Source organism: Haloarchaeobius baliensis (assembly GCF_052060055.1).
Classification (GTDB): Archaea; Halobacteriota; Halobacteria; order Halobacteriales; family Natrialbaceae; genus Haloarchaeobius; species Haloarchaeobius baliensis.
Window position 1 is genome coordinate 290,811 of sequence record NZ_JBPPFR010000003.1, and the last position, 23,550, is coordinate 314,360.

At 67.7% G+C, this 23,550-nt stretch carries 22 protein-coding genes; 7 read left to right on the forward strand and 15 right to left on the reverse strand.

Annotated elements, in window-relative coordinates; genetic code table 11:
• Positions 1–78: 78 nt before the first annotated feature.
• Complete coding sequence (locus tag ACSG06_RS18170; RefSeq protein WP_440991708.1) at positions 79–273, forward strand: hypothetical protein; 195 nt, start codon at positions 79–81, stop codon at positions 271–273.
• Positions 274–558: 285 nt separating this feature from the next.
• On the forward strand, positions 559–933 hold the full coding sequence (locus tag ACSG06_RS18175) for a DUF5518 domain-containing protein (protein ID WP_440991709.1): 375 nt from the start codon (positions 559–561) through the stop codon (positions 931–933).
• 23 nt (positions 934–956) lie between these two features.
• On the opposite strand, the gene ACSG06_RS18180 is transcribed toward ACSG06_RS18175, so the two are convergent.
• Both ACSG06_RS18180 and ACSG06_RS18185 read right to left on the reverse strand, forming a co-directional pair.
• Positions 957–1,874 carry a sodium:calcium antiporter gene (locus ACSG06_RS18180; protein WP_440991710.1) on the reverse strand — a complete coding sequence of 306 codons (918 nt, stop codon included), beginning with the start codon at positions 1,872–1,874 and terminating at the stop codon, positions 957–959.
• Positions 1,875–1,964: 90 nt separating this feature from the next.
• Positions 1,965–2,552 (reverse strand): hypothetical protein, encoded by a 588-nt coding sequence (locus ACSG06_RS18185; protein WP_440991711.1) that lies wholly within the window; start codon positions 2,550–2,552, stop codon positions 1,965–1,967.
• Between the two features lie 100 nt (positions 2,553–2,652).
• On the opposite strand from ACSG06_RS18185, the gene ACSG06_RS18190 reads away from it, so the two are divergent.
• Positions 2,653–3,093 carry an OsmC family protein gene (locus ACSG06_RS18190; RefSeq protein ID WP_440991712.1) on the forward strand — a complete coding sequence of 147 codons (441 nt, stop codon included), beginning with the start codon at positions 2,653–2,655 and terminating at the stop codon, positions 3,091–3,093.
• Between the two features lie 61 nt (positions 3,094–3,154).
• On the opposite strand, the gene ACSG06_RS18195 is transcribed toward ACSG06_RS18190, so the two are convergent.
• From ACSG06_RS18195 to ACSG06_RS18215, 5 genes are all read right to left on the reverse strand, one after another.
• Positions 3,155–4,222, reverse strand: coding sequence for a metal ABC transporter permease (locus ACSG06_RS18195; RefSeq protein ID WP_440991713.1), 1,068 nt, complete (start codon positions 4,220–4,222; stop codon positions 3,155–3,157).
• Positions 4,219–5,007 carry a metal ABC transporter ATP-binding protein gene (locus ACSG06_RS18200; RefSeq protein ID WP_440991714.1) on the reverse strand — a complete coding sequence of 263 codons (789 nt, stop codon included), beginning with the start codon at positions 5,005–5,007 and terminating at the stop codon, positions 4,219–4,221. Before ACSG06_RS18200 ends, ACSG06_RS18195 begins: the two co-directional genes overlap by 4 nt.
• Positions 5,004–6,056 (reverse strand): metal ABC transporter substrate-binding protein, encoded by a 1,053-nt coding sequence (locus ACSG06_RS18205; protein ID WP_440991715.1) that lies wholly within the window; start codon positions 6,054–6,056, stop codon positions 5,004–5,006. Before ACSG06_RS18205 ends, ACSG06_RS18200 begins: the two co-directional genes overlap by 4 nt.
• Before the next feature lie 245 nt (positions 6,057–6,301).
• Positions 6,302–6,727, reverse strand: coding sequence for a DUF2267 domain-containing protein (locus ACSG06_RS18210; RefSeq protein ID WP_440991716.1), 426 nt, complete (start codon positions 6,725–6,727; stop codon positions 6,302–6,304).
• 127 nt (positions 6,728–6,854) lie between these two features.
• Entirely contained in the window at positions 6,855–7,529 is a 675-nt protein-coding gene (locus ACSG06_RS18215; RefSeq protein WP_440991717.1) for an SCO family protein, read from the reverse strand.
• Positions 7,530–7,675: 146 nt separating this feature from the next.
• Between ACSG06_RS18215 and ACSG06_RS18220 the strand changes: the two genes are divergently transcribed.
• Entirely contained in the window at positions 7,676–8,695 is a 1,020-nt protein-coding gene (locus tag ACSG06_RS18220; RefSeq protein ID WP_440991718.1) for a type IV pilin N-terminal domain-containing protein, read from the forward strand.
• Positions 8,696–8,877: 182 nt separating this feature from the next.
• Positions 8,878–10,095, forward strand: coding sequence for a threonine ammonia-lyase (gene ilvA / locus ACSG06_RS18225; RefSeq protein ID WP_440991719.1), 1,218 nt, complete (start codon positions 8,878–8,880; stop codon positions 10,093–10,095).
• A gap of 17 nt (positions 10,096–10,112) precedes the next feature.
• Here ilvA and ACSG06_RS18230 read toward each other — a convergent pair whose 3' ends face one another.
• The 4 genes from ACSG06_RS18230 to ACSG06_RS18245 form a co-directional block, all read right to left on the reverse strand.
• On the reverse strand, positions 10,113–11,489 hold the full coding sequence (locus tag ACSG06_RS18230) for an ATP-binding protein (RefSeq protein WP_440991720.1): 1,377 nt from the start codon (positions 11,487–11,489) through the stop codon (positions 10,113–10,115).
• Positions 11,490–11,800: 311 nt separating this feature from the next.
• Positions 11,801–12,058 (reverse strand): hypothetical protein, encoded by a 258-nt coding sequence (locus ACSG06_RS18235; protein WP_440991721.1) that lies wholly within the window; start codon positions 12,056–12,058, stop codon positions 11,801–11,803.
• A gap of 233 nt (positions 12,059–12,291) precedes the next feature.
• Complete coding sequence (locus ACSG06_RS18240; protein WP_440991722.1) at positions 12,292–12,711, reverse strand: universal stress protein; 420 nt, start codon at positions 12,709–12,711, stop codon at positions 12,292–12,294.
• A 98-nt stretch (positions 12,712–12,809) separates the two neighbouring features.
• On the reverse strand, positions 12,810–17,093 hold the full coding sequence (locus tag ACSG06_RS18245) for a hypothetical protein (RefSeq protein WP_440991723.1): 4,284 nt from the start codon (positions 17,091–17,093) through the stop codon (positions 12,810–12,812).
• 407 nt (positions 17,094–17,500) lie between these two features.
• Between ACSG06_RS18245 and ACSG06_RS18250 the strand changes: the two genes are divergently transcribed.
• Positions 17,501–17,818 (forward strand): hypothetical protein, encoded by a 318-nt coding sequence (locus tag ACSG06_RS18250; protein WP_440991724.1) that lies wholly within the window; start codon positions 17,501–17,503, stop codon positions 17,816–17,818.
• Positions 17,819–17,835: 17 nt separating this feature from the next.
• Here the strand turns inward: ACSG06_RS18250 and ACSG06_RS18255 are convergent, their stop codons facing one another.
• Positions 17,836–18,096: a hypothetical protein gene (locus tag ACSG06_RS18255; RefSeq protein ID WP_440991725.1), complete on the reverse strand. Its 261-nt coding sequence runs from the start codon at positions 18,094–18,096 to the stop codon at positions 17,836–17,838.
• A gap of 140 nt (positions 18,097–18,236) precedes the next feature.
• On the opposite strand from ACSG06_RS18255, the gene ACSG06_RS18260 reads away from it, so the two are divergent.
• Complete coding sequence (locus ACSG06_RS18260; RefSeq protein WP_440991726.1) at positions 18,237–18,605, forward strand: hypothetical protein; 369 nt, start codon at positions 18,237–18,239, stop codon at positions 18,603–18,605.
• 156 nt (positions 18,606–18,761) lie between these two features.
• On the opposite strand, the gene ACSG06_RS18265 is transcribed toward ACSG06_RS18260, so the two are convergent.
• From ACSG06_RS18265 to ACSG06_RS18275, 3 genes are all read right to left on the reverse strand, one after another.
• A complete protein-coding gene (locus tag ACSG06_RS18265; RefSeq protein ID WP_440991727.1) occupies positions 18,762–19,103 on the reverse strand; it encodes a DUF7344 domain-containing protein in 342 nt (113 codons plus the stop codon).
• Complete coding sequence (locus tag ACSG06_RS18270) at positions 19,100–19,357, reverse strand: hypothetical protein (RefSeq protein WP_440991728.1); 258 nt, start codon at positions 19,355–19,357, stop codon at positions 19,100–19,102. The genes ACSG06_RS18265 and ACSG06_RS18270 overlap by 4 nt, the downstream gene beginning before the upstream one ends.
• A gap of 73 nt (positions 19,358–19,430) precedes the next feature.
• Complete coding sequence (locus ACSG06_RS18275) at positions 19,431–23,243, reverse strand: bacterio-opsin activator domain-containing protein (RefSeq protein ID WP_440991729.1); 3,813 nt, start codon at positions 23,241–23,243, stop codon at positions 19,431–19,433.
• Positions 23,244–23,550 lie beyond the last annotated feature (307 nt).

The window sequence follows — 23,550 nt, forward strand, 5'->3', positions numbered from 1 at the left end:
CGAGACCCGGAATCGATTCCCACCGCGGGAGAACCTGCCTCCGACTTCAAGCCGCCCGCTGACGTCTCTCTAGCCGTGATGATACCACTCCAAGCACTCGGTCTGCCCGAGATACTCGTCATCCTGGTCATCTTCGTCGTCCCGCTCGTGCTACTCGCAGCCGCCGTCCTGGGTGGCCTGTACCTCTACCGAAAGCGGACCGTCGGTCCGGGGACCGAGCCGGGGCAGTCACCGGACGAGCCGGACGCGGCCGACGAAACGACGACGCCCTGACCCGGCCACTCCGAGCCGACTCTCCCCCAGGCACCTTCCGTCGACACTACCACGAGGAGCGACCGGGCCGCCATCTACGAGGTCGATCGGACTGACGGTACGCACCGAAGTTGGTTGCGGAGCGCAGCCGTCCGCGACGTTCGAAACGCGGGATTACGGCGGGGCAGGCGGCCATTCGACCGGCGGAGACTCCCGACTGTGTGCCGGTGCCGACGGACAGCGACAGATCCCGATTACCCTTCCAAAAGAGCTCGTAACTTTGCACCCGGGGAGTGTGTCCACTGCATGGCCATCTCGTGGCGAGCGGTCCTGATCGGATTCTTCGTCGAGGTCCTCGTCGGGTCGATCGGCGGTATCGTCATCCCGGTTTTCGGGACTGTCGGCGGGGGAGTGATCGGTGGACTCATAGCCGGCTACATCGCGGGTGGCGGGCTGTGGAACGGCATGTGGAACGGGCTCGTCGCCGGCGCCTTCGGTGGCATCGTCGCGGTGATCGTCCTCGCCCTCGCCGGCTCCCTCGTCGGAGCGATCGCCGGTCCGCTGGGGAGTCTGTTCGCGGGAGCGAGCATCTTCATCATCGGTATCATCGTGGCGCTGCTGTTCGCAATCCCGAGTGGAATCGCAGGCGCACTCGGTGGCTGGGTGCGGACGCTGAGCTAACGGGGTCGACGGACATTCGTGGCTCACACGATAAGGAAACTCGGCGGATACAGCAGCAGGCAGAGCACCGCGGCTCGCCGGTCGATGCCTCGCTGCCAATAGAACAGGCCGAGGACCAGCAGCGAGACGGCGAGCATGTACTGTGCGGAGAGCATGATGCCGACCGGGTCGACGAGAGTGACGTCGTAGAAGAGGGGGCCGATACCGAGCGAGAAGACGGGGTCGGTGATGTTGCTTCCGAGGATGGCCCCGACCGAGATACCCTCCTGGCCGCCTCTGGCCGCGATTCCCGCGACGACGATCTCCGGCGCGGTCGTCCCGAGACCGGTCAGCAGGCCCACGATGTACTCCGGGATGCCGACCGAGATCGCTATCTCGACGCCCGCAGTCACCATCACGTGGCCGCCGACCACGACCATCCCGAGGCCGAGGACGATCCACGGGACCGTCCGCCGGGGTGGTTCGCGTTCGACGACCTCCTCGGTGATCTCCTCGCCGCCCTCGTTGGTGTACAACGTGTAGATGAAGAAGACGTACGAGAGCATCATCAGGAACCCCTCCGACCGGATGAGCTCGCCGTCCTCGACGACAAGTATCATGATGATCATCGAGAGCACCATCGCGCCGCCGTAGATCATCACGTTCCGCCGCTCGGCGACGATGGGCGAGAGGAGCGCGACGATCCCGATGGCGAGGGTGATCTGTGCGGTCTCCGAGCCGACGATGTTCCCGACGAGCAGGTCGCCGGCTCCGTAGGACGCAGCGTAGATGGACGTCGTCATCTCCGGCACGGACGTCCCGACGGCGATGACCGTGACACCGACGAAGAACTTGGAGACACCGTAGTACAGCGCCAGGTCGCCGGCGGAGGAGACGGCACGCTCTGCGCCGATCACCAGCAGGGCGAGCCCGCCGACGAAGAGGAGGTACTGTTCGAGCACGGTCGTGGTCGGGGGACGGTCCGACCGCCTGCAGCGAGGCCAGCGACGGCCGGACCGGTCTCGTGACTGACCTGTCCACGGCGGGTCCCCTCAGCGTTTCGGTGCGCCGTGGTCCCGGTCGTCGGCCAGCAGCTCGCGGATGGTCCGGATCGTCAGCCGGTCGAGGCTGAACGACGCCACCGCGAAGGAGACGAAGAACACCACGACGGCGACCACGTCGAGCAGGAGGATCGCGGCCAGGTCGAACGTGGCGATGCCCTCGATGAGCGTCACCGCTCCGCTCACGCCCACCTCGAAGGTGACGAGCGCCGTCGCGCCGGCCAGTCCAGCACCGAGCCCGTACACCAGCAGCCAGTACTGGGCCGGGATCAGTGGGTGTATCACCCAGCCACGTCCGGCCGCCGACCGACCGGTGAGCGCGTCGAACTGCGTGCGGAGCTGGTCGAGGACGGTCACCGCGAGCACGAACCACAGCAGCGCCGCGAGTCCGAGACGGACGAGCGACGGCGAGAGCTCGAGCACGCGACCGGCGAACAGGTCGACGACGGTCGGGGTCGCCCGGTCGACGACGACGTAGAACAGCCAGTAGCCGAGGGCAGCGTCGACGGGGCCGTAGGCGGGGAAGGCCGGCCCCAATCGGGCGTGGTCCCGGGACCTGGCAGTGACTGTCGATTCCATACCGGAGAGACGCGCCGTGGCGGCTTCAACAGCGCGTCCGGCTCTCACGGCGTGAGAACGACCTGTCTTCGTTATGTCCTGAACGGTCGATCGTTCAGTCATGGCAACAGAAGAGACATCCACCACCGACGCCCGGAAGACCATCGCCATCACGGGGGACGCACTCGGTCCGAAGAACACACACGTCGAGACGGGGACAGGTGAGTTCGTGATCGGACGCGACGGAAGCCCGCTCGAGTACCTCCTCGGGTCGCTCGCCGGCTGCTTCAACGTCATCGGACACCTCGTCGCGAAGGAACAGGGCATCACCGTCGACAGCCTGTCGGTCGCCGTCGAGGGCGACATCGACACACGACGGTACATGGGCGAGTCGACCGAGCCGCGAGCTGGCTTCGAGACGCTCCGGCTCTCGGTCACCGTCGAGACGGACGCCGACCAGGCAGCGGTCGACGCGTGGATACGAGAGGTCGAGGCGCGGTGTCCCGTGGCGGACAACCTCGAGAACGGGGTGGGGCTGTCCGCGGAGGCTATCATCGCCTGACAGGGGCGCGGTGGCTCCCTCGGTCGCCACGGTCGCCGAAGTACCGAGTCTGGAGGAACGGTCAGTCGTCGGTCAGGGCCTCACGGCCGTCGGCCTCGTCGGTCCATATCGCGCCGGTCTCCCCGTCGTCGCTCACGTCGATGCTCCCCATCTCCGGCGTCTCCCGGTCGCCGTAGCGGGTCTTGAGCTTGCCGAGCGCGACGGCGACCGCGTAGATGCCGACGCCACAGAGGACGACGACGCCACCTGCGGTCGCACCAATCGTGTAGGAGACGGCGATGCCGAGCATGACCGAGAGCTCGGCGAGTACGATCGAGACGAGCAGTGACTCGTTGAAGCTGCGGGACACCTGTGACGCCCCCGCGACGGGGACGACGAGCATCGCCGCGACGAGGATGACGCCCATGATCTGCATCGCGCCCACGACGACGAGCGCGGTCAGCATCACCATGATGCGGTTGTACCAGTTCACCGAGATGCCCGACACCTCGGCCGCGGTCTCGTCGAAGGTGACGTAGAGGAGCTGGTTGCGCGTCAGCGCGACGACCCCGACGATGATGCCGAACAGCACCAGCAGGATAGCCGCGCTCTGTGAGGTCACCGTCGAGAGGTTGCCGAAGAGGTACTGCTCGACGCTGACTGTCATGCCGCCGGCGTTGATGCTGATGAGCGTCGTCCCCAGCGCGAACCCCGTCGACAGGACGATCGCCATCGAGACGTCGTTGTACGCGTCCGTCACCTCCGAGATGAGCTCGATGAACAGCGCCGCGATCATCGCCACGATGACCGCGGTCAGGTACGGCGTCACCCCGAGGTCGATGGTCGCGTTCAGGAACAGGCCGACGGCGACGCCGGCGAACGCGGTGTGGGCGAGCGCGTCGCCGATGAGCGCGAGCTGTCTGTGGACCAGGAAGGTGCCGATGAGCGGGGCCATGACGCCGATACAGAGCCCGACGAGGATGCCCCGCTGCATGAACCCGTAGCCGAGCATCTCGATGCCCGCCGTCCGGGCGATCCAGCTGAGCAGACCACCCCATGCATCGAGGAGCCAGTACATGGGCCCGAGCAGTGTGTCGAGCGTCTCGTTGGACTGCGACTGGAGGGCGACGGCGGCCAGCGCCCCGTTCATCCCGAATCACCCAGGAAGTTGGCGGCGGTCCCGAAGGCCTGTGCCAGGGCGTCGCTGTCGACGAACTCCTCGGTCGGGCCGTCGAAGTACACCTCGCGGTTCAGGCAGACGACGCGTTCCGCGTGCTGTGTGACCGCTCCGAGGTCGTGCTCGATGAGCAGGACCGTGATGCCGCGCTCGTTCAGCGACTCGAGCAGGTCGTAGAACGCCTCGACCGACTCGGCGTCGACGCCGACGGTCGGTTCGTCGAGCACGAGCAGCTCAGCCTCGCCGGCGAGCGCCCGGGCGATGAACGCACGCTGCCGCTGGCCGCCCGAGAGCTGGGTGATCCGGCGATCGGAGAACGCGGACATACCCACGATCGCGAGTGCGTCGTCGACGATGGCCCAGTCCTCCCGGGAGAGCCGGCCGAACCCGACGTGCGGGAACCGGCCCATCTTCACGACCTCGCGGACCGTGATCGGCATCTCCTTCGAGGCACTGGCGTGCTGGGCGACGTAACCGAGCCGCTCCCCGTCTTCGAACCGGTGTGCCGGCTGGCCGAAGAGGGTCGCTTCGCCAACGTCCGGTTCGAGCAGGCCGAGCATCAGCTGCATCAGCGTCGACTTGCCGGAGCCGTTCGGGCCGACGACGGCGACGTACTCCCCCTTCCGGATCGAGAGCGACACGTCCTCGATGACCGACGTGGCGGTGTAGCCGAAGGAGACGTCCTGCAGGTCGATGATCGTCTCCCCGGTGGTCGATCCCTCCGTGTCGCTCTGGGTGTCGGCGTACTGTGAGCTCATTGGAAGTTGCGCCACTCCTCGGCCCAGCCGTCGGGGCCGGCTTCCTCGGGCAGCTTGTTCCCGAGGACGACCTCGAAGGTGGGCATGTTGATGTTGTAGGCGATCTCCTCGTAGCCCCAGTTCTCCTCGACCCACTCCTCGCGGACACCGGCGTACGGCGTCACCGGGAAGTACGCCTCGACGTCGGTCTCCTCCATCAGCTGGACCGCCGGACGACGGGACTCGAACACGCCGTTGGCGATGTACCTGATGTCGTGCTCCTCGATGGTCTCCTGCGCCCGGCGCATGTCGCCGGGGGAGACGTCGCCACTCGCCGCGAGGTTGGTCACCAGCGGTCGCATCTCCACGCCGTACCGGACACCGATGTACTGGAAGGCGTTGTGAGCGGCCAGCTGTACCACGTCGCGCTCCGCGGCGTCGAAGATCGCCTGGTAGTCGGCGTCGATCTGGTCCAGTCGCTCGGACTTGTACGTCTCCGCGTTCTCGCGGATGGTGTCCTCCTCGGCGGGTGACAGCTCGACGAGGCCCTCGGTGATGTTGTCGACCGACGTCTTCGCACGGTACGGGTCGAGCCAGAAGTGGGGGTCCTTCCCCTGCTGCTCACCGACACCCTCTTCATCCGGGTCGAGGCTCGCGGCGAGGTCGACCAGCTCGACGCCCTCGCGGACGTTGATGAGCTGCGTGTCGACGTTGTCGTCCTCCAGTGTCTGGATGATGCGGTCGGCCCAGGGCTGGAACCCCGGTCCGACGTGGAGGAAGGCGTCGGCCTCGTTGACCTTGATGTTCACCTGTGCGTTGGGCTGCCACCCGTGGCCGTGCATCCCGACCGGGACGAGGTTCTCGACCGTGATGCTCGTGCCGTCGGCGATCTTCCGTGCGAAGTCGTAGAAGCTGAAGAAGGATGCGACGGCCGTCGGTCCATCGTCGTCCGGACTGGCGTTGGTCTCGCCGAGACAGCCCGCGATACCGCTCAGCAGTGCTCCACCGCCGACGGCGAGCGCCTGTCTGCGAGAGAGACGAGAGGAGAAGTTCCCGTTCGTATCGTTCATACTCGGTCGATGGTTGGGCTCCGAAATATATAATAGTTCTCTTCTAATGTGAGAATTAGACTTGTCTAAACCACGGGTCAGTACGCTGTTCTCTCCTGGTTCATCACCGGGCGATGATCGCTCACTGGCGGCCCAACCACGTTCAACTGGTCCCGAATCTCTTGGGGGCATCTAAAGTCTGGTTTCGTCTCGTCCAAAGACACGCCTTGCTCGGGAGAGAACTCCCCCATCGAGGCGACACCAACCTACGTCGCCGACTCCTGCCAGCCGCCTGCGTCGACCACCGCGAACAGCTTCCCCCAGTTCTCGTCGTCCTGCGCCTCCGGCAACTGGTCGCGGAGCTGCTGGAGGTCCGACGCCGGGACCTGCGCGGCCACGAGGTCGACGATGACCTGTGCGTGGTACGCCGCCTCCTGTCGCTCGATGCCCTCCCGCTCCGCGACACGTCCGACGAACTCGGACCAGTCGAACCGTTGACCGTGCTCGTGCACCGCGCCCGTCGGGTACCACTTGATCTCCATCGGGAGCGACGCCGCGAGGTCCTCGGCGTTGCCTTCGGGGATGCGCTCGCCGAGCGTGGTGAGCGTCGCACGGATGGCTCGGACCGTCTCGCCGGTGCCCGGTAGCTCGAGGCGGTGCTGGATCTCGCCCGTGAACTCGTCGAAGTTCATGCTCCGTCGTGCTTGAACGGCGTCCGGCAATAGAACGAAGTCCTTACTCGACGCTATCGTCACCTAAGCTCGGCCTACCTCCCGAACGGTCGGCGGTCCGCCGACGGCCGCGGTGCCGGTCGCCCGGTCACGCGTTCCGGACCCGTTCGAGGTCGGAGACGATGGTGTCCACGTCGGGCGACTGCTCCCTGTAGGCCCGTTCCACGTAGCCGTCGCCGTTCACGAGGAGCGTCAGGGACGTGTGCGTGAACATGTACATGTCCATGTCCTCTGGTTCGGTCCGTCGGAACGCGACCCCGAACTCGTCCTCGACGACTGCCTTCGCGCGCTCCTTCGAGTCCGGCCGCAGGAAGTGCCAGTTCCCCGCATCGGCGTCGACGTTGCGCTCCTCGGCGTAGGTCCGCAGTCGGTCGGCGGTGTCCCGTTCGGGGTCGAAGGTGACCGGCAGGAACGCCACCTCGTCGGCGTAGCCGTTGGTCGCCGCGTGCTCCTGGACGTGCTGCAGCGCCGAGACGAGCACCGGACAGACCGTCTGACAGTGGCTGTAGAAGAACGTCAGGAGCTGCGGGCGCTCGACCGACCCCAGCCCGACGGCTCGCGATTCGAGCGGCGCCGGCAGCGTGACCGCCGGCAGCTGCTGTCCCCAAGCCGGGTACGCGACGTCCTCGCTGTCGAACGGTTCGCCGGGGTCGCCCAGGACGACGTTCGGGTTCGAGTCCCCCCGCAGCACCCCGAGACAGCCGGTCAGCGCGCTGGCACCGGCGACCGTTCCGACTGTCGCGAGCATCTGCCGCCGTTTCATGCCCATCGATAGTCGGGTCGAGCACAAGTGCAATCTGGTTCACGGGTCGAATCCGGGCGTACCTCGTCCGATGGGTCGGCTTGGCCCACGTCGCGGGACAGCACGCTGGCCAACAGACCCACCACCGGAACCACACTACTGACACTATGGACGCATCCCCCTCCAGTACCGACAGGGCCCTGTCGTCGGTCGTGTCGACCGTACTGCTCGTCGCCGTGGTGCTCTTCGCCGCCGCAGGCGTCGGTCTCTTCGTGTTCGACCTCGGACAGTCGGCGACGGCATCACCACCCCCAAAGGCAGCCTTCGAGACGGCCAACACGTCTTCGGGCGTGGCCATCACGTACAGTGGGGGCGAGCCCGCCGACCCCTCGCGGCTCCGTGTCGTCGTCGACGACCCCGACGGAACTGTCTCCTCGGGGACGTGGGACACGCTCGGCGGGACCGCCTCCGACGGGCAGGTCACCGCCGGTGACTCGCTGACGTTGTCCGGGAGCGACGGTGACGAGACGCTCCAGTTGATATGGGAGTCGGCCGACGGCGGCGGGTCGTATCCGCTCCTCTCCTGGACCGGCACCGGAGGTGCCGGAACGCCATCGTACACGTTCCAGGGAACGACCAGCACCGGTGATGGATTCGGCGACGCCATCGAGTTCAGTGCCGAGGCGTGGGACGCTCGCGGTCGGTACGGCGATAGTGCCGGCGGCGGCTCGACCGAACTCCAGATCCGCGATGGCGGAAACAATCCGCTCGCGACGACTGGCCACGACTGGTCGGCCGGCACCGAGGAGTCCTTCAGTCTCAGGTACTACTCGAGCAACTCCACGGCCGTACTGACGGTCGACGGTGACACCGTCAGCAGCGCATCCGTGACCGACCCCGGTGACCGGTTCACCGTCACGGTGAAGGCGCGAAGCAGCTCCCCACCGTCGAGTCAATCGGTCACCGTGGACTCCCTCGCGCTGAACGGTTCATCCATCGGTGCGACAGACGGTATCTCGGAGGACGGAACCACCGGAAGTGCGGATCAACAGTACCTGCTCGTCGAGCCCGGCAACGCAGACCTCTCGGACGGCTTCGTCATCACCGGGACGGTCACCTTCGACTGGGCCGGTGGGACGCCGAATTCGGAGACACTCGCCTTCACCATCGACTTCGAACAGCCCTGACCAGCCGGTAGGGCCGGCATCGAACGGACTGACCGCACCAGGGGATACCGTTCCCTCGCGATGGTCGGTCGCCGACAGTTCTGTCGACACCTGCAATCGCTGCGAACCCGTACCAACCCGGGTTCGAAAACGGGTATGTAGTTTTATGTCCGCCCATCCGGTGGTCTGTACCAGTACCCGCAATGCAGGTCACGGTAGCAGACATCGAAGACGCACGCGACCGCCTGGACGACGAGTCCGTCGTCCGCGAGACGCCCATCGAGACGAACCGTTCACTCTCCGCCGAGGTCGACGCCGACGTCCGGCTGAAGATGGAGCACCTCCAGCGCACCGGCTCGTTCAAGACACGGGGCGCGTACAACAAGCTCACCCAGGTCGCCGCCACAGACAGCGACGCGACCCGCGCCCTCGCCGCGAGCGCGGGGAACCACGCCCAGGGCGTCGCACTCGCCGCGACGAAGGTCGGTCTCGACGCGACCATCGTCATGCCGAAGGACGCCCCGCAGGCCAAGATCGACGCGACGGAGGGCTACGGCGCGGCGGTCGTCCTCCACGGCGAGGACTTCCAGGCGGCGATGCGCCACGCCAAGACCCGGATCGACGACGACTGCGTGTTCGTCCACGCCTACGACGACCCCGACATCGTCGCCGGACAGGGGACCCTCGGGCTGGAGATCGCCGAACAGGTGCCCGATGCCGACACGGTCGTCGTCCCCATCGGTGGTGGCGGACTCATCGGTGGAATCGCGACCGCCATCAAAGCACGGTCGCCCGAGACCCGCGTGGTCGGCGTGCAGGCCGAGTCCGCCGCGACGGTGCCGGAGAGCCTCGACAAGGGTGTCCCGGTGACAATCGACTCCATGCAGACCATCGCCGACGGCATCGCGACGGGTGGCATCTCGGAGCTGACCTACGAGCTCATCCGGGAACACGTCGACGAGGTCGTCACCGTCACCGACACCCAGATCGCAGAGAGCGTGCTGTTCATGCTCGAACGGACGAAGCAGATGGTCGAGGGGGCCGGGGCGGTCTCGGTCGCTGCGGTCCGGAGCGACGCGCTCGACGTCAGCGACGAGGTGGTCGTCCCGCTGCTCTGTGGCGGTAACCTCAGCATGACCGACCTCCAGACCGTGCTCACCCACGGCCTCACCCACCGGAACCAGCTCGTCCACCTCCAGGTCCACATCGTCGACCGGCCCGGCGAGATGAGCCGCGTCTCCGAGCTCATCGCCGACTGCGGCGCGAACATCCACGACGTGACCCACGAGCGCTCCGCGAAGGAGCTGGACGTCGGCGACGCCTACCTCCAGTTCCACGTCCAGACCAGCGGGACCGGCCAGACCGAGCGCATCCTCGAGAGCATCCGGAACGCGGGCTACGACGTCGAGCTGTTGAACTGAGCCAGGCGACCGTCGGGTCAACGGGCCGGTGCAAGCACGTCCTCGAGCCCGTAGAGGAACACGTCCGCCCGGTCCCCGGCGGTCGCTCGCAGGTCGTCGGTGAAGCCGGACCGGCTGAACAGCGCGTACCGGGTGCTCGACTCCGCGGGTTCCTCCGACCACCGCACCTGCTCCGTCGTCCGTTCCAGGTCGGCGAGCTCGCCCTCGCCCACCGGCGACGACGTGAACTTGCACTCGCCGGCGACGAGCCCCGCGTCGCTCAACCCCAGCACGTCGAGCTCGTGCTCCCTGTACCACCACTGGCCAACAGCACGGTACCGTCCATCGACCAGTTGCGGCAGTGCCTGCTGACACAGCCGTTCGAACAGCGGACTCACGTGGTCGGCGAGCTCCGGCGCGACCAGTTCCTCGAAGGCGTCGTCCTCCAGGAGCCGCAGTCGGTCCTGCTGCCCGTAGACGAACCGGAACCAGAACCGGAACAGCGGGGCCGCTATCCGGTACCGGCCGCGCTTCGACGAGGTGGGGGACGCCGTGACCGGGATGTGTCGCTCGACCAGCCTGAGCCGGCGGAGCTTCTGGAGGTACGTGCTGAGCGACGCGGACTCGACGCCCGCCATCCCGGCGATCTCGTTCGGCGTCCGGCGGCCGTGTGCCAGCGCCCGGAGGATGCTGAAGTACGTGTTCGGCTGCCGGAGCTCGGTCCGCAGCAGGAACTCCGGCTCGGAGTAGAGCAGCCCCTGCTCGGACAGCACCGACCGCTGGACGTTGTCCGCGACGGACGCTCCCGGGTCGATGGTCTGGAGGTAGTAGGGCGTGCCGCCGTAGATGGCCCACGTGCGGACGGCGTCCTCGGGACCGTACTCCGGGAAGAACGCCCGCGCCTCGCCGACGTCGAGCGGCCCGAGGTCTATCGTCCCGGTTCGTCGACCGTAGAGGGGGCTTCCCCCCGAGAGGACCTTCTCCTCCATCACGCTGATGGAGGAGCCGATGAGGACGAGCGTCATCCCCGTCTCCGACAGCGCCGTGTCCCAGACCCGCTGGAGTCGCGAGGGGAGCGCCTCGTCGGCGTCGATGAGGAACGGGAACTCGTCGACGACGACGACGGCGTCTTCCCGACCGAGTGCCTCCAGCAGCATCTCCCAGTCCCGGCGCACGTTCCCGACCGCGGGGACCGCCTCCGTCGCGGCCTCGACGAAGTACTCCAGCTGGTTCTCGGCCGTGGACTCGGTCGCCTGGTAGTACACCGCGTCGTCGCGACCCAGGATTGACTGCCGGACCAGCTCGCTCTTCCCGAGCCGACGCCGACCGTACAGCACCACGAACTCGGCGTCGTCCGACTCGTAGGCGGCCTCGAGCCGTTCGAGCTCGTCCTCCCGGTCGACGAACTGTGCCATACCCGACCTGCGTCAGGAGCCCACTTGGAACCTCCGATTGTCGAAACTATAGTTTTGGAAATCGTAATTTCCGAAATCGTGATTTCGACTACTGGTTGGCAGCTCGTTCAGACCCCGGTCTGGTCGAGCACCGTGACGTTCGCGAGGTCGATGCCGAGCCGGGAGGCCCCCGTAGACCACGTCGTCGAACCACGGACCACCCGACGGTACTATCGCCGGCGGGGATGGCATCCCGAATACCACCACACACTGAATGGATGCGCGATGGCGCCGAGGCGGCGAGAGTCGGGCCCCGGGCGGTCGGCGGCCAGTCAGTCCAGAGTGGCCGAGGAACCCCCGTCCCGGTTCCGGTGCGCGATGGCGAACAGGAACCCCGAGAGGAAGAGCAGCTCGTTGCCGGCGTAGAACGAGAGGACCGGCTCCAGGAGCTCGAAGAACGACGCCGGAGCCGCCAGGCCGAGCACGGCCAGCACGAGGGCGACGAGCGCCGCGAGTCCCGCGAACACACGGGTGACAGTTCCACTGAGGTAGCCGACGACGAAGATGACGACAGCCTCGACGAGTGTCATCGACGACCCACCCGGCTCGCGTCCCGACGGCCGATCGCGTCGCGTCGAGAAGGGAGATGCACCCGGTACGGCTCGTCCGGGTTCTGGCGTTCGTCGACTCCGGCGGCGCCGGTCGGATGGACCACGAGTTCGCTCGTCATGTACGGGACCGAGAACGGGCCACGAGGCGATAAAGGGGGCGGACGCCGGAACCCGCTCCACGAACGCACGACCGGGCCCAGAACGGCCGGGGCTCAGTCTCCCCCTTCACCCCGGACTGTCAGGACGGGAACGGGCGACCGGCGGCCGACTCGTTCCGCGACGCTTCCCATGAACACCCGGTCGAGCCCGGTCCGGCCGTGGGTCCCCATGACGACCAGGTCGATGTCGTTCTCGGAGACGTACGACAGGATCTCCTCGTGTGGGTTCCCCTCGACGATGTCGGTCACGATGGTCAGACCGGCCCGTGTACCGGCCACCTCGACGTCCCGTATCGCCCGCCGTCCCTCGCGACGGAGCGTCTCGAGCGCCGGCCCGGACCGAGCGAGCCTCGTATCGACGACGTACAGGGTATGGACCGTCGCGTCCCACTGTGTCGCGATCTCGATACCGTGTTCGAGCGCGGTGGTCGCGCCCTGACTCCCGTCCGTCGGCACGAGTATCCGGTCGTACATACGACAACGGTAGGCGGTTCGAACACAATGTTCTTGTGCGCATACCCGCCGAACGGGCCGTCTCGACCCGATGGTGTCGTCTCGACCCGATGGGACGCTCAGCGGTCGCCGTCCCCGGGCCGGTCGATCCCCGACCTCCCGTCGGACGTCGAGTCCTGCTCGACACGTGGACCATCCGGTTGGTCGACCCCCTCCGCGTCGAAGATGGCGCTGGCGATGTCGCCGTTCCCCGTCGCCCGGAGTCCCTGCTCGAGCCGTGCGACGTGGTCCACGCGGGCACGAGGGGGTGCCGCCGACAGCCTCTCGGCCGCCCGCGAGAACGTCCGCTCGTGGGCACCGTCGGCACCGAGCAGGTCCGCGTCGACGGCGGCCTGGACCGATTCGTCCACGGCGTCGATGCACGACTCGGTCAGTGTTCTGGGCCCGGGACTCCTCGCACCCGCCACGACGACGTCTGCGTACACTCCTTCCAGGAACGTCGCCGGGTCGTCCACGAGCGGCCCCCTCGCGAACTCGCGGAGCTCGGCATCGAGCCGTCGGCACCAGCCGTCTGCACCGTCCTGGGCCGCTTCGGCGACGGCCCGGACGAACACGTCGGCGACGAACGCGGCCGGTCCGTCCGGCACCTCTCTCGTCGCGGTCGTCTCGAGTCCGGTGTGCACGATATCGAGCCACTCGTCGACCGCCGGGTCGTCGACGTTCCGCCGACCGACGGTCGCGAGCGCCTCGGCGAACACGCGCTCGTAGACCGTCGCGGGGTCGCTGTCGACGCTGTCGAGCGAGCCGCCCTCCTCGAGGACACCCAGGACCTCGGTCACACCGAAGCGGACCGCAGCCGGCTCGATGTCGGCGGCGAGTGCCAGGGCGGTACCGAACACCGAGGACACGTAGACGACCGGATGCGCCGGGTTGTCCGGTGCGTTCGCGGCCAGTTCGACCTGTGACAGCACCGCCTCGACGATCCGGTCGTGGGTCCGTTCGCCGACGTCGGTTCGGGTCAGCACCGCGAGCAGCACCTCGGCGTCCGTCGTCGCGAAGGCGTCGAACCAGTCCCCCCTGTCGGGTCCGTCGATGGTCTCTCGACTGGCCCGCAGCGACTGCACGAGCACCTCGAGCCACTCCCGGGTGCGACTCGATTCCCCGTCGGCCGCCCATCGCACGGCCGCCCCGCCGAACACGTCCGCGAGGAACGGGACCGGGTCGTCGACCGACTCCGCGGCCCTGGCCTCGACCAGCTCCGTCAGGCCCGCGTACCAGGTACGCTCGTTGCGTGGCGTCACACCGTCTGCCGTCCCGTCCGAATCGGCGTCGAAGCCCTGCACGTGCGTCGACAGTGCACCCCGGTAGACGGCGGCGAGGGACCCCGTTCGCGCCGCGATGGGACGGTCCGCCGCCTCCCGTCCCAGCACCGTGGCGTCGTAGCGTTCCATCCAGTCCTCGAAGCCGAGGGCGTCCGGGGACGGGACCGTGTCACTGCCGTAGGGGTACCGACCGACAGCGTCCGGACGAGCGTGCTCGACGTCGGCGAACGCGGCGAGCGCCGCCGCGTGCAGCGTCGCCCGGAGCTCCGGTTCGTCCTCGACGTGGTCGGCGCCCGCGACCGCGTCGACGAGTCGGTGACCGGCCGCGAAGAGCCGTTCCGCCCGGTCGAGTTCGCCCGTCTCCACGACGGTTCGGACGGCGTGACCGTACACAGCGGAGACGAACGCGTCGGCGTCGTCGGAGGCCGCCGTGGTCGCCGTCCGGTTCATGCGCTGCCCGACGGCGTCGAGCCAGGGACCGAGCTGGTCGTCCGGACAGTCGTGTTCGAAGACCCAGAGACCGATCCCGTCCGCGTAGAACCGTTCGAGCAGCAGGCTCCGGTCCGACGGGTCCCCGACGAGTCCGGCCGCGTCCACCGCACGCGACTCGATATCCGTCACCCACGCCGCCAGGTCCTCGGGCGGACACTCGACGCCCGCGACCGCCCCGAGCATGGAGGCGAGACTGTTCCCGAGAACGTCCGTCGCGAGGTGGGTGTGCGGGCTCTGTGCGTGCTGCTGGACCAGCGAGAGCACCGTCGAGAGGCCACCGTTCGCCGCCGCCGGATCGGCGGTTCGGCGGACGATTCGCCCGACTGCGCGTCCGTAGACGAGGTGGAGCGGGAACCGCCAGCCGTCCTCCGGGACCACCTCGTGGAGGACCTGGTCGACACAGCCGACCGCGCCGTGGTTCACCGTCGCCCCGTCCGGTGGCTGGGCGAGCGTGGCCAGTGCACCCGCGAACGCGGAGGCGAAGGGTTCCAGCTGGCCGCCGACGGACGCCACCCCGTGCGGTGTCGCGGTCTCGTTCGTCACCTCCAGCGCGCCACGTGCGACCGCGTGGACCCACTCGGCGGTCGTCGGGTCCGCCGTCGCGACGGCCGCCACAGCCGTCGCGTAGACCTCGCCCCGGTACTGGAGTGCGTCGTCGCTGCCGGGACCGCGGTTCCGACCGACGTCCGCCACGAGGTCGTCGACGAACGAGAGCCACGGCCGTGCGGCGTCCGGTCCGTGGGTGGTCGCGACGACGTCGACGACCTCGGCGACGACGTGCCCGACGAACGTCCCGTCGAGCGCGTGGTCCGGGACGCCCGCGACCGCTGCCAGCGTGCTCTGGTCCGTCACCCGCTCCACGTCGACGGTCCGACGCGACGGCGACGCCACCTCGCCCCAGCCGACCGCATCGAGCAGGTCACCCGCGACCGCTGCGGGCTCCCTCTCCGGCGAGTCGTACGCGTCCTCCATGCTGATCTCGACGCGGTCGACCCAGGCCGCCAGTTCCCCGCAGCCGGCCCGCTCGCTGATCTCGTCGAGGCGCTCTCGGTCGGTGTCGTCGCAGATGAGCAGCGCCCCCGAACAGACCCCTTCGTCCACCCACTCGGGGAGTGCCCGGAGCCCGTCGTCGCCGGGTATCCGCGCCGGCTCGGCACCGTACGCGGCGACGACGACTGCGTCGGGCGTCGCCTCGATGCCCGTCCGAACGTGGTCGGGGGTCGTCAGGGACGGGAGTCTGACTGTTGCCCCCCAGTTCTCGAGTTCCGTGGCCAGTGCGGCGGCCACGCGTCGCTTCCCGCTCCCCCTCGGACCGGAGAGGACGACCAAGCCCCCGTCGAGAGCCTCGAGGAGGTCGGTCTCCTCGACGAGCGACCGCCAGTCCGACCCTCCCTCGTCGTCGCCGTCTGACTCCGGGAGTGGTGTCGGTAGTTCACGCTCCGCGGCGGCATCGTGCAACGCCCGGGGACCCTCCCAGTGCCAGGCACCGACGAGCGGGGAGGACCCGTACGCATCCGGGTCCGTCGACATCGTCTCGAGCGACGACCCGACCGACCGGAGCGCGTCCGCCGGCTCATCGACCACCCCACGGGCCACGTCGAGGACCGATTCCCCAGCCTGGTCGCCGGGCTCGTCGGCCAGACGGTCGCGGAACAGGGTTCGGGCGGGGTCGGCGGCGAACACCGTGAGCCGGTCGACCGTTCCGGGCGGGAGTTCGAGCGCGATCTCCAGCCGCTCGGCGGCGGTCGGTAGCGTCCGGAGCCCGGCGAGGGTGTCGAGCCAGTCCGCCTCCTCGCTCAGTCCGACGGCGACCAGCGCGGCGGCGACGAGGACCGGCGGTGAGCGTTCGTTCGGGAGCCGGCTCGGGAGGCCACCACCCGGCACGAGTCGCGAGACGGCGTCCGCGAACGGCTCGCCGAGCGGGCCGACGGAGACGTCCAGCTCTCCGAGCGCCCGCCCGGCGTCCTCGGGAAACATCACCGGTTCCGGGTCGTGTTTCGAGAGCGGGAGGAACACCTCGGGCGTGACGGTCGCATCGTACCACCCGAGATGGCGCTGGAGCGCCGGGGTCTCGAAGTGGTACGGGGGATACCGGGCCCGTTCCAGCACGGCCGCCTGTTCGTCGTCTCGCAGTCCGCCAGCGCCCCGACGGCTGGTTCGCTGCCGTACACCGTCGATCGCCGCCATCGCGTCGGTCGGCGGGGTCCTGACCAGCAACACCCTGTCGACCGCCTCGACGAACTCCCCCGAGACACCCAGCTCGCTCCGGCAGAGCCAGTCGAAGCTCCGTGGCCTCGTCACGAGCACCGTGCCGCCCGTTCTGGCGAACAGCGACCGGTCTCCGTACTCGGAGCAGTAGCTCGTTACACTCCCGTCGACGAGGTCGAACACCGCGTCCACGAACTCCTGGACGACGAGGAGCTCGTCGTCGCTCGCCGCCGTCTCGGGCAGCCCCCGGACGACCCGACCCAGCGACCGGAGCCGCCGGACAGGTTCGATGCCCGGTGGGCAGAGGACGAGTGTCACCTCGTCCGACTCGACAGCGTCCGCCAGTGCGTCCGGTCCGACCGTCTGTATCGTAGAATCCATGAGTAGGCGGCAACCGGTTCCGTCGACGGATCCATCACGGAGCACGACAACGGCGGTTGGTTGCATCCGAATCGTTCGCTGGATAATATATCAGTTTCCATCGCGAAGGATTTCGGGTCGGCAGGGCAGCGCTAAAGGACCGCCGCAGATATCTCCCGGTCCCTCAGCCGGGCCGTCTGGTCGACCACCGGCCCTGTCATCGTCGAGCGACTGTGTGCCGCCCCCACCGAACGCGGGTTTATGTAGTCGGCGTCCGCGGGTGCCGTATCGCCTGTCGGTCACCGATGCGGCCACGCCGTCGGCCCCCACCGGCGCCCTGCACGAACGCGGTCGTACGCTGGCCAGTGCGGGCACCCCTCGACGCGTCTTCGGTCCGTTCGAGGCGGCGCGGACCCACCGAATCAGCCATGGCAACCTACTACGTCATCTCCAGCCCGGACCACGACGCAGACCGCCCCCACAGCAGCGACTGGCCGAAGGTACTCAAGCTCTCCTTCGAGGCCGGCGAGATCCAGCTCAGCCAGGGCAAGGGACACGGTTTCGTCGGAGCGAACTTCGCCCTCGAGGAGTTCCAGGTCGCGGAGTGGACGGACTTCATCGAGGCCTGTGGCGGCGAGTGGCTCCGCGAGGAACTCAGCGGCCACGAGTCGCTGGCCGCCATCGAGGAACCCGACTTCGTCCGGCTGGTGAACAAACAGACCACACTCGTCACGGAGGACCACTGACCGTCCAGCCGACGGGACTACGCACCACCGTCGGGGTCCGCAGGGGGCCGAATCGGGGGCGTGACGCGCCTGCCCTCGTAGGACGAGCGGTCGTCGCGGAACGTCTCGACCAGGTCGGCCGTCGTCGATTCACCGGCCTCCACCGCGGCGATCTCCGCGGGCGTCAATCGGACGGTCACGTCGCGCATGACTGCCCTGCCGACCAGGAACGTGAGGAACCACTCCCCGTCCCGCACCAGGAGGACGTGGGAGTAGGGTTCCCGCTCGAGGACCTCCATTGGTCGGTCGACGGGCGGGGCTCGCTAAACCGTTCCGACACGTCCGGGGGGTATCGTCACCGTCCGAAAGGGGTGAAACCGTGGCACTTGCCACCCGGCCGGTCGTCGCCCGACCCAGTGAGTGCCGAGTGGTAGCAGCGATGAACATCGAGGACGGCGACGACGGCGCCCGCACGACGGTCACGTGGCGTCACGAGGGGGAGAGCGTGTCCGTCACACTCCCCAGCCCGGCCGATGCGGCCTACGCCGACCCCGTGGACGTCATCGTCGCCGCAGACGGAGACGGGCGGCTGCACGTGCTGGAACCCGATGGAGCCCTCCGTGACTCGTTCGAGTACGACACGCCGGACGGCTGTGACCGGTACGTGCTTGTCTCGAGCATCGCGACGAAGCTCGGTGTGACGATGGTACTGGCCCACGACCCACCGCACCAGGGAGAGACGCTCTGGCAGCACGAGATCGACCTCGAAGGGCGTGCGGTCGGTGGCCCCGTCGCCAGATGGCGCTGACGTCGATCGTCGAGTCCATCCCGACAGTCCGACACCGGTGCCACGCGACCGGATGTGTCGGCCCCCAGTGTCAGTGGTCTCCGATGGGTTCGGGCGGTGTCACCGCTCCCCGGATTCCATACCTGTACCCATCTCGCCCGGCGACAGAACGCAGCGCTAGAGCCAGTCGTCCGGCAGCTCGTCGGCGTGGGCCACCATCAACTCCAGTAGCGGTCGTATCTCCTCGAACCGCGGTCCAGTCTGGATGGTGTTCGTCTCCCGGTCCCAGTCGACGAACCCGGACTCCGCAAGTTTGGGAAGGTGGACGTGACGCAGCTCGATCATCAGCTGGTCCAGTTCCTCGTCGCCCAGTCGGACGTCGTCGGGCACCTGTGGGTCGTCGCCCTCCTGCGGGTTGTGGTCCAGCAGCGCGACGAGCAGCCGTCGGCGGTATCGGTTCGAGAGGACGTCCAGCATCGAGTCCAGGCCGGACTCGGCCGAGCCGGAGCGACTGGTCATGCTCCCGTTCCCTCCCCATCGATTCGCTCTCCCCCGTCCGCACCCGGTGAGGCGTCTTTCGCGGCGACCATCCGGGCGAGGGACTCGACCGACACCGGTTCGTCCTCGCGCAGCAGCGCGAGGAGGACCCGACGCCGTGACTGCCGTCCGAGAGCGTCAAGCATCTCGGAGAGCGACGCCAATTCCCCCGGCGAGTCGGAGCCGTCCGCCTGCAGCGACCCTTCTGAACGGTTCCAGGATCGGTCGATGGGCATACGTCCCGATGAATGCTACGACGACAAAACCCGACCCCAAAAACTGTTCGCCCCCCGCCCCAACGTGGGGAAACTATTTCTCCCCACGCTCCGGGGGCTCCTGCTCGTCGGCGAAGATGGCGTCCAGCACGTTCCGTTCTGCGGTCCGGATGTGCTTCGTGAATGTCGACGGCACGATACCCAGCACGTCGGCCAGCTCCGTGCCCGACTGGATACGGGGCATCTCGAAGTACCCACTGCGGTACGCCAGCTGCAGGACCTCCTCCTGGCGCGGCGTCAACCGGTCGAGCACCGCACTCTGGAGTGTCGTCTGCGGCTCGCGCGTCCGGGTCCGTCGTGAGAGCAGGTCGAGGTCGGGCGCGTCCCGCCGCAGTTCCTCGATGCACTCGCGGACCTCGGCCGTCTCCGGGAGCTCCACGACGGCCGTTGCCGTCCCCGCATCGATGGACAGCGACCGTATCGTCGCCCCGCGTTCGAGGAACCGTCCGGGGAGCGTCGCCCCCGCCAATCGTGCTTTGAACAGGGCTCCGGTCTCTCGGTCGGCGACGTGACGCAGTTCCTCGATTGCGAGCACCTGCCCGCGGTCCGCGACCAGCGCTTCGGGAGCGACGTCACTCGCGGTGAAGAACACGGTCGTGTCACCGTTGTCCCCTGGGACCAGCCCCTCGAACTCGAGCTCGCAGTCCAGCTCCCGCGAGAGCCGGACCAACGGCGTCTCCGCCGTCCTGGTCTGGAGCGTGAGTTCGACGACGCTGTCGGTCCGCCGGGTGGTCGTCGCCTCGAGCGCGTGGATGGCGTGTGCGATGGTCCCGCCGAGTTCCGCCAGCACCTCCGTCTCGCGCTCGTCTGGCTGTGGGGTTCGCCCGTAGACGGTGAGCATACCGTAGGTGGACTCCTCGTAAACGAGCGGAACGATGATCGCCGAACGGGCACCGCGTTCGAGTGCGTCCTCACGCCACGAGGCTGCCTGGGCCTCGACGGCGATATCGGAGATGATCTGCATTTCGTGTGTTCGATGGGCGGCGACGAGCGGGTCGTCGCTCGACCCATCACCGACAGTCACTGTCCGGTGTTCCAGATAACGACTGTCTATGCCTGCCCAGGTCTGCGGCCGCAGCGTATCCGTGGCTGCATCGTAGGTGGCGAGCCAGGCCGACTCGTAGAGGTCGGAGTTGGCCAGTTGCTCGCAGACTGCTTCGTCGATTCCCTCGCGCGTGTCGGCGGCCACGAGCACCTGGTGGATCGACCTGATGAGCGTGTTGAGCTGGTCGAGGCGCGTCAACTCCTCGTTCTGGCGTGCCACCTCCTGCTCGCTCTCGGCTCGGCTCCACGCGGTTTTGACCGTCGAGACGACCATCTGCAGGAGGTCGAGGAGTCGATCGTCGAACGCCCCGGGGTCCTCCGAGCCCACACAGACGACGCCGTGCCGGCCCAACGGAGCGAACACACGGTTCCTCAGCCCGGCCGGCCACGCGTCGTCCTCGGCGATGTCGAGCGCGTTCTCGACGTCGAACTCGCCCCCGACGAACGTCCCCCAGACCTGCTCGTGGGAGACCGCCGCCGGACGGATCGCATCGAAGTCGGTTCCGGGGGCCGCGTGTTCGGTGTCCAGTTCGAGGTCGCCGGTCTGCGCGTCGTACCCCCAGAGCGCCGCGTACTCGACATCGAGGACTTCGACGACGAGTTCGGCCACGCGACCGCCGATCGTCTCGGGGTCGGCGTCGATCAGCTCGCGGCTCGCGTCGTTGAGTCGTTCGAGGGACTGATTGGACCGGTTCAGTACCTGCTCGGCACGGGTGCGCTCGACGGCCTCCCACGTCCGTTCGGCGGCCTCCTCCAGTAATATCCGCTCGTTGTCGGTCCATTGGCGTGGCTCGGCCATGGCCGCTGGGAACGCCCAGATGACTTCGTGTTCTCCCTTCCGTAGCGGTACAGACAGCAGGGCGACGATGTTCAGCCCGGCGTGCAACTCCTTCTCCGAATCGGAAAAGCGCGGGTCGTCGGCCAGATTCGGGATCTGAATCGTCTGCGTAGCGAGCCGTCGCATCACCTCCTGGGAGTCAGAGATCTGGAACGTGCCGGACATCGGCTGCAGGTTCGAGCGGAAACGCTCCGGGCCGACCCGGGCAACTCCCTCCTCCTCGGACACCTTGGCGATCCAGCAGCGGTCGACATCCAGCTGCTCGGCGAGCATCTCGACGGCCGTCTCTTCGATCGACTCCGCATCGGGCTGGGCCCGCAGGGCGTCGCTGAACCGGAGTAGGAACTCCTGCTGCTCCTCGCGTTGCTTCTGTTCGGTAATGTCGATACCAGTCCCGAAGACGCGGACCGCCCGCCGGTCGTCCCCGTCTTCCTCGAAGAACACCTCGCCGTTCGTGAGCACCCACCGTTCGCCCCCATCGGGAAGCCTCGCTCTGAACTCGAACTCGTACTCCCCGTCAGACGCGGACTCGAACACCGCCTCTAGCTGGTCGGTGACTGATTCGAGGTCGTCCGGATGGATGCGCTCGTCGAGCAACGCTTGCCCGACGATGGTCTCCTGTTCGTCGTATCCGAACAACTCGTGCATCCGCTCGTTTCCGCTCACCCGATCCGTCTCGAGGTCCCACTCGAAGACGGCGATGTCCGCGATGTCGGTCGCGAGTCGGAGTCGCTTCTCGCTCTCACGCAACGCTGCGTTGACCTCCTTGCGCTCGGTGATGTCGTCGACGAGAACCGCGACCTGCCGACTGTCCGACCCGCCGTACGGGAACACGCGGACGTCGAACCATCCGTCGACGAGCGGCTCGCCGTTCGTTTCGAGGCGACGGGACTCGCCCGTCCGAGCGACCTCGGCACAGACGTCGAACCCGGGGACGTCGCCGTCGACGTCCAGGTCGGACCGACGAGTACCGACCACGTCGGTCATCCCGGTCAGTTCCTCGAACGCGGGATTGACCTCCACGAAGCGGTAGTCACCCAGGGCATTCCGGTCAGCGGCAGTTTCGTCCCGATTCGAAGATTCGTCGGTGGCCTCGCCCTCCTCAAGCAGTTCGACGACGCAAAACCCCTCCTGCATGGACTCGTTGAGCGAGTCGAACAGCGTGCGATAACGTTCCTCGCTCTCCTGGAGGGCCTCCATAGCGCGTTCCCGCTCGATTTCGGCCTGCTTACGCTCGGTGACGTCGACAGCGACGTTGAACACGCCACCGACCGACCCGTCGGCGAGCGGTATCGGATTGTAACTCGTATCCCACCAGATGTCCTCGATCTCGTCGGTCCGTTCGAGCGGGAGCAACAGTTCCTCGAGTCGAGTGGCCCCGCCTCCCGCCATCACCTGCTCGTGGACCGGACCGAGCGTGTCCCACGCTTCCGGGAACACGTCCCGGGCGGGCTGGCCGAGCGCGTCAGGGTGTTTCTTCCCGATGACATCTCCCGCGAGATCGTTGTACAGCAGCGTCAGGTCGTCGCCCCAGTAGATGCCGATTGCTTCGTCCGCCCCCAGCATAATGTCGACCGCAGTCCGCAATTCCGCTGGCCACTCTTCCATCGGGCCAATCGGGGTTTCGGCCCAGTCGAACTCGCGGATGCGTTCGGCCATCTCGCAGTCGGCAGTGAATGGCGGAGACTGTTCATCTCGAAGTGAGACGGGACCACCGGGCGCAGGGGCACCACGGTTTCGTCGGAGACCGCCGTCGACGGGGCGCCACCAGACGCGGCTGTTCGCGCCGACCTTCTTCGTCTCCAGAACGCCGTCCTCGACCAGTGCCTCGAGTCGATTGTAGATGGTCCGCTGGGTGCAGTCGAATCCCGCTGCGACCTCCGGGGTCGTCACCGGCGTGCTGGGCGGGCCGAGGTCGTCGACCTTCTCCAGCACGTCGCCTGCTGTCGGCGCGGCAGGGGCCATGGTGCCAATTCGCAAGGATGCGGCAAAAGGTTTCCGTCGATAGAATCTCGTGGTCGCGAGGACGAGTGGACGGACCTTTAGACCGACGCCAGACCGGGCTATATGACGTCTTCCGTGGACGACGAACCCGTCGCCATCACTCGGGCACGTTCGGCCTGAACGGCGAGCTGAATGACAGCGTCTGGATCCAGCGGTCGCGTGACCCTCCTCCTCGTACTCACAAACCGTCAAGGCCACGGCACCACGGCCGACGAGTCCTCGTGCGATGCGGGCGGTGGATGGGCACAGAATCATCTCGCCTCGGGCC

What these genes read in the sequence shown, in the direction of transcription:
- ACSG06_RS18170 (WP_440991708.1), top strand. Translation starts at nt 79, where the DNA reads ATGATACCACTCCAAGCACTCGGTCTGCCCGAGATACTCGTCATCCTG.
- ACSG06_RS18175 (WP_440991709.1), top strand. Translation starts at nt 559, where the DNA reads ATGGCCATCTCGTGGCGAGCGGTCCTGATCGGATTCTTCGTCGAGGTC.
- ACSG06_RS18185 (WP_440991711.1), bottom strand. Translation starts at nt 2,552, where the DNA reads ATGGAATCGACAGTCACTGCCAGGTCCCGGGACCACGCCCGATTGGGG.
- ACSG06_RS18190 (WP_440991712.1), top strand. Translation starts at nt 2,653, where the DNA reads ATGGCAACAGAAGAGACATCCACCACCGACGCCCGGAAGACCATCGCC.
- ACSG06_RS18195 (WP_440991713.1), bottom strand. Translation starts at nt 4,222, where the DNA reads ATGAACGGGGCGCTGGCCGCCGTCGCCCTCCAGTCGCAGTCCAACGAG.
- ACSG06_RS18200 (WP_440991714.1), bottom strand. Translation starts at nt 5,007, where the DNA reads ATGAGCTCACAGTACGCCGACACCCAGAGCGACACGGAGGGATCGACC.
- ACSG06_RS18205 (WP_440991715.1), bottom strand. Translation starts at nt 6,056, where the DNA reads ATGAACGATACGAACGGGAACTTCTCCTCTCGTCTCTCTCGCAGACAG.
- ACSG06_RS18210 (WP_440991716.1), bottom strand. Translation starts at nt 6,727, where the DNA reads ATGAACTTCGACGAGTTCACGGGCGAGATCCAGCACCGCCTCGAGCTA.
- ACSG06_RS18215 (WP_440991717.1), bottom strand. Translation starts at nt 7,529, where the DNA reads ATGAAACGGCGGCAGATGCTCGCGACAGTCGGAACGGTCGCCGGTGCC.
- ACSG06_RS18220 (WP_440991718.1), top strand. Translation starts at nt 7,676, where the DNA reads ATGGACGCATCCCCCTCCAGTACCGACAGGGCCCTGTCGTCGGTCGTG.
- ilvA (WP_440991719.1), top strand. Translation starts at nt 8,878, where the DNA reads ATGCAGGTCACGGTAGCAGACATCGAAGACGCACGCGACCGCCTGGAC.
- ACSG06_RS18230 (WP_440991720.1), bottom strand. Translation starts at nt 11,489, where the DNA reads ATGGCACAGTTCGTCGACCGGGAGGACGAGCTCGAACGGCTCGAGGCC.
- ACSG06_RS18235 (WP_440991721.1), bottom strand. Translation starts at nt 12,058, where the DNA reads ATGACACTCGTCGAGGCTGTCGTCATCTTCGTCGTCGGCTACCTCAGT.
- ACSG06_RS18240 (WP_440991722.1), bottom strand. Translation starts at nt 12,711, where the DNA reads ATGTACGACCGGATACTCGTGCCGACGGACGGGAGTCAGGGCGCGACC.
- ACSG06_RS18245 (WP_440991723.1), bottom strand. Translation starts at nt 17,093, where the DNA reads ATGGATTCTACGATACAGACGGTCGGACCGGACGCACTGGCGGACGCT.
- ACSG06_RS18250 (WP_440991724.1), top strand. Translation starts at nt 17,501, where the DNA reads ATGGCAACCTACTACGTCATCTCCAGCCCGGACCACGACGCAGACCGC.
- ACSG06_RS18255 (WP_440991725.1), bottom strand. Translation starts at nt 18,096, where the DNA reads ATGGAGGTCCTCGAGCGGGAACCCTACTCCCACGTCCTCCTGGTGCGG.
- ACSG06_RS18260 (WP_440991726.1), top strand. Translation starts at nt 18,237, where the DNA reads ATGAACATCGAGGACGGCGACGACGGCGCCCGCACGACGGTCACGTGG.
- ACSG06_RS18265 (WP_440991727.1), bottom strand. Translation starts at nt 19,103, where the DNA reads ATGACCAGTCGCTCCGGCTCGGCCGAGTCCGGCCTGGACTCGATGCTG.
- ACSG06_RS18270 (WP_440991728.1), bottom strand. Translation starts at nt 19,357, where the DNA reads ATGCCCATCGACCGATCCTGGAACCGTTCAGAAGGGTCGCTGCAGGCG.
- ACSG06_RS18275 (WP_440991729.1), bottom strand. Translation starts at nt 23,243, where the DNA reads ATGGCCCCTGCCGCGCCGACAGCAGGCGACGTGCTGGAGAAGGTCGAC.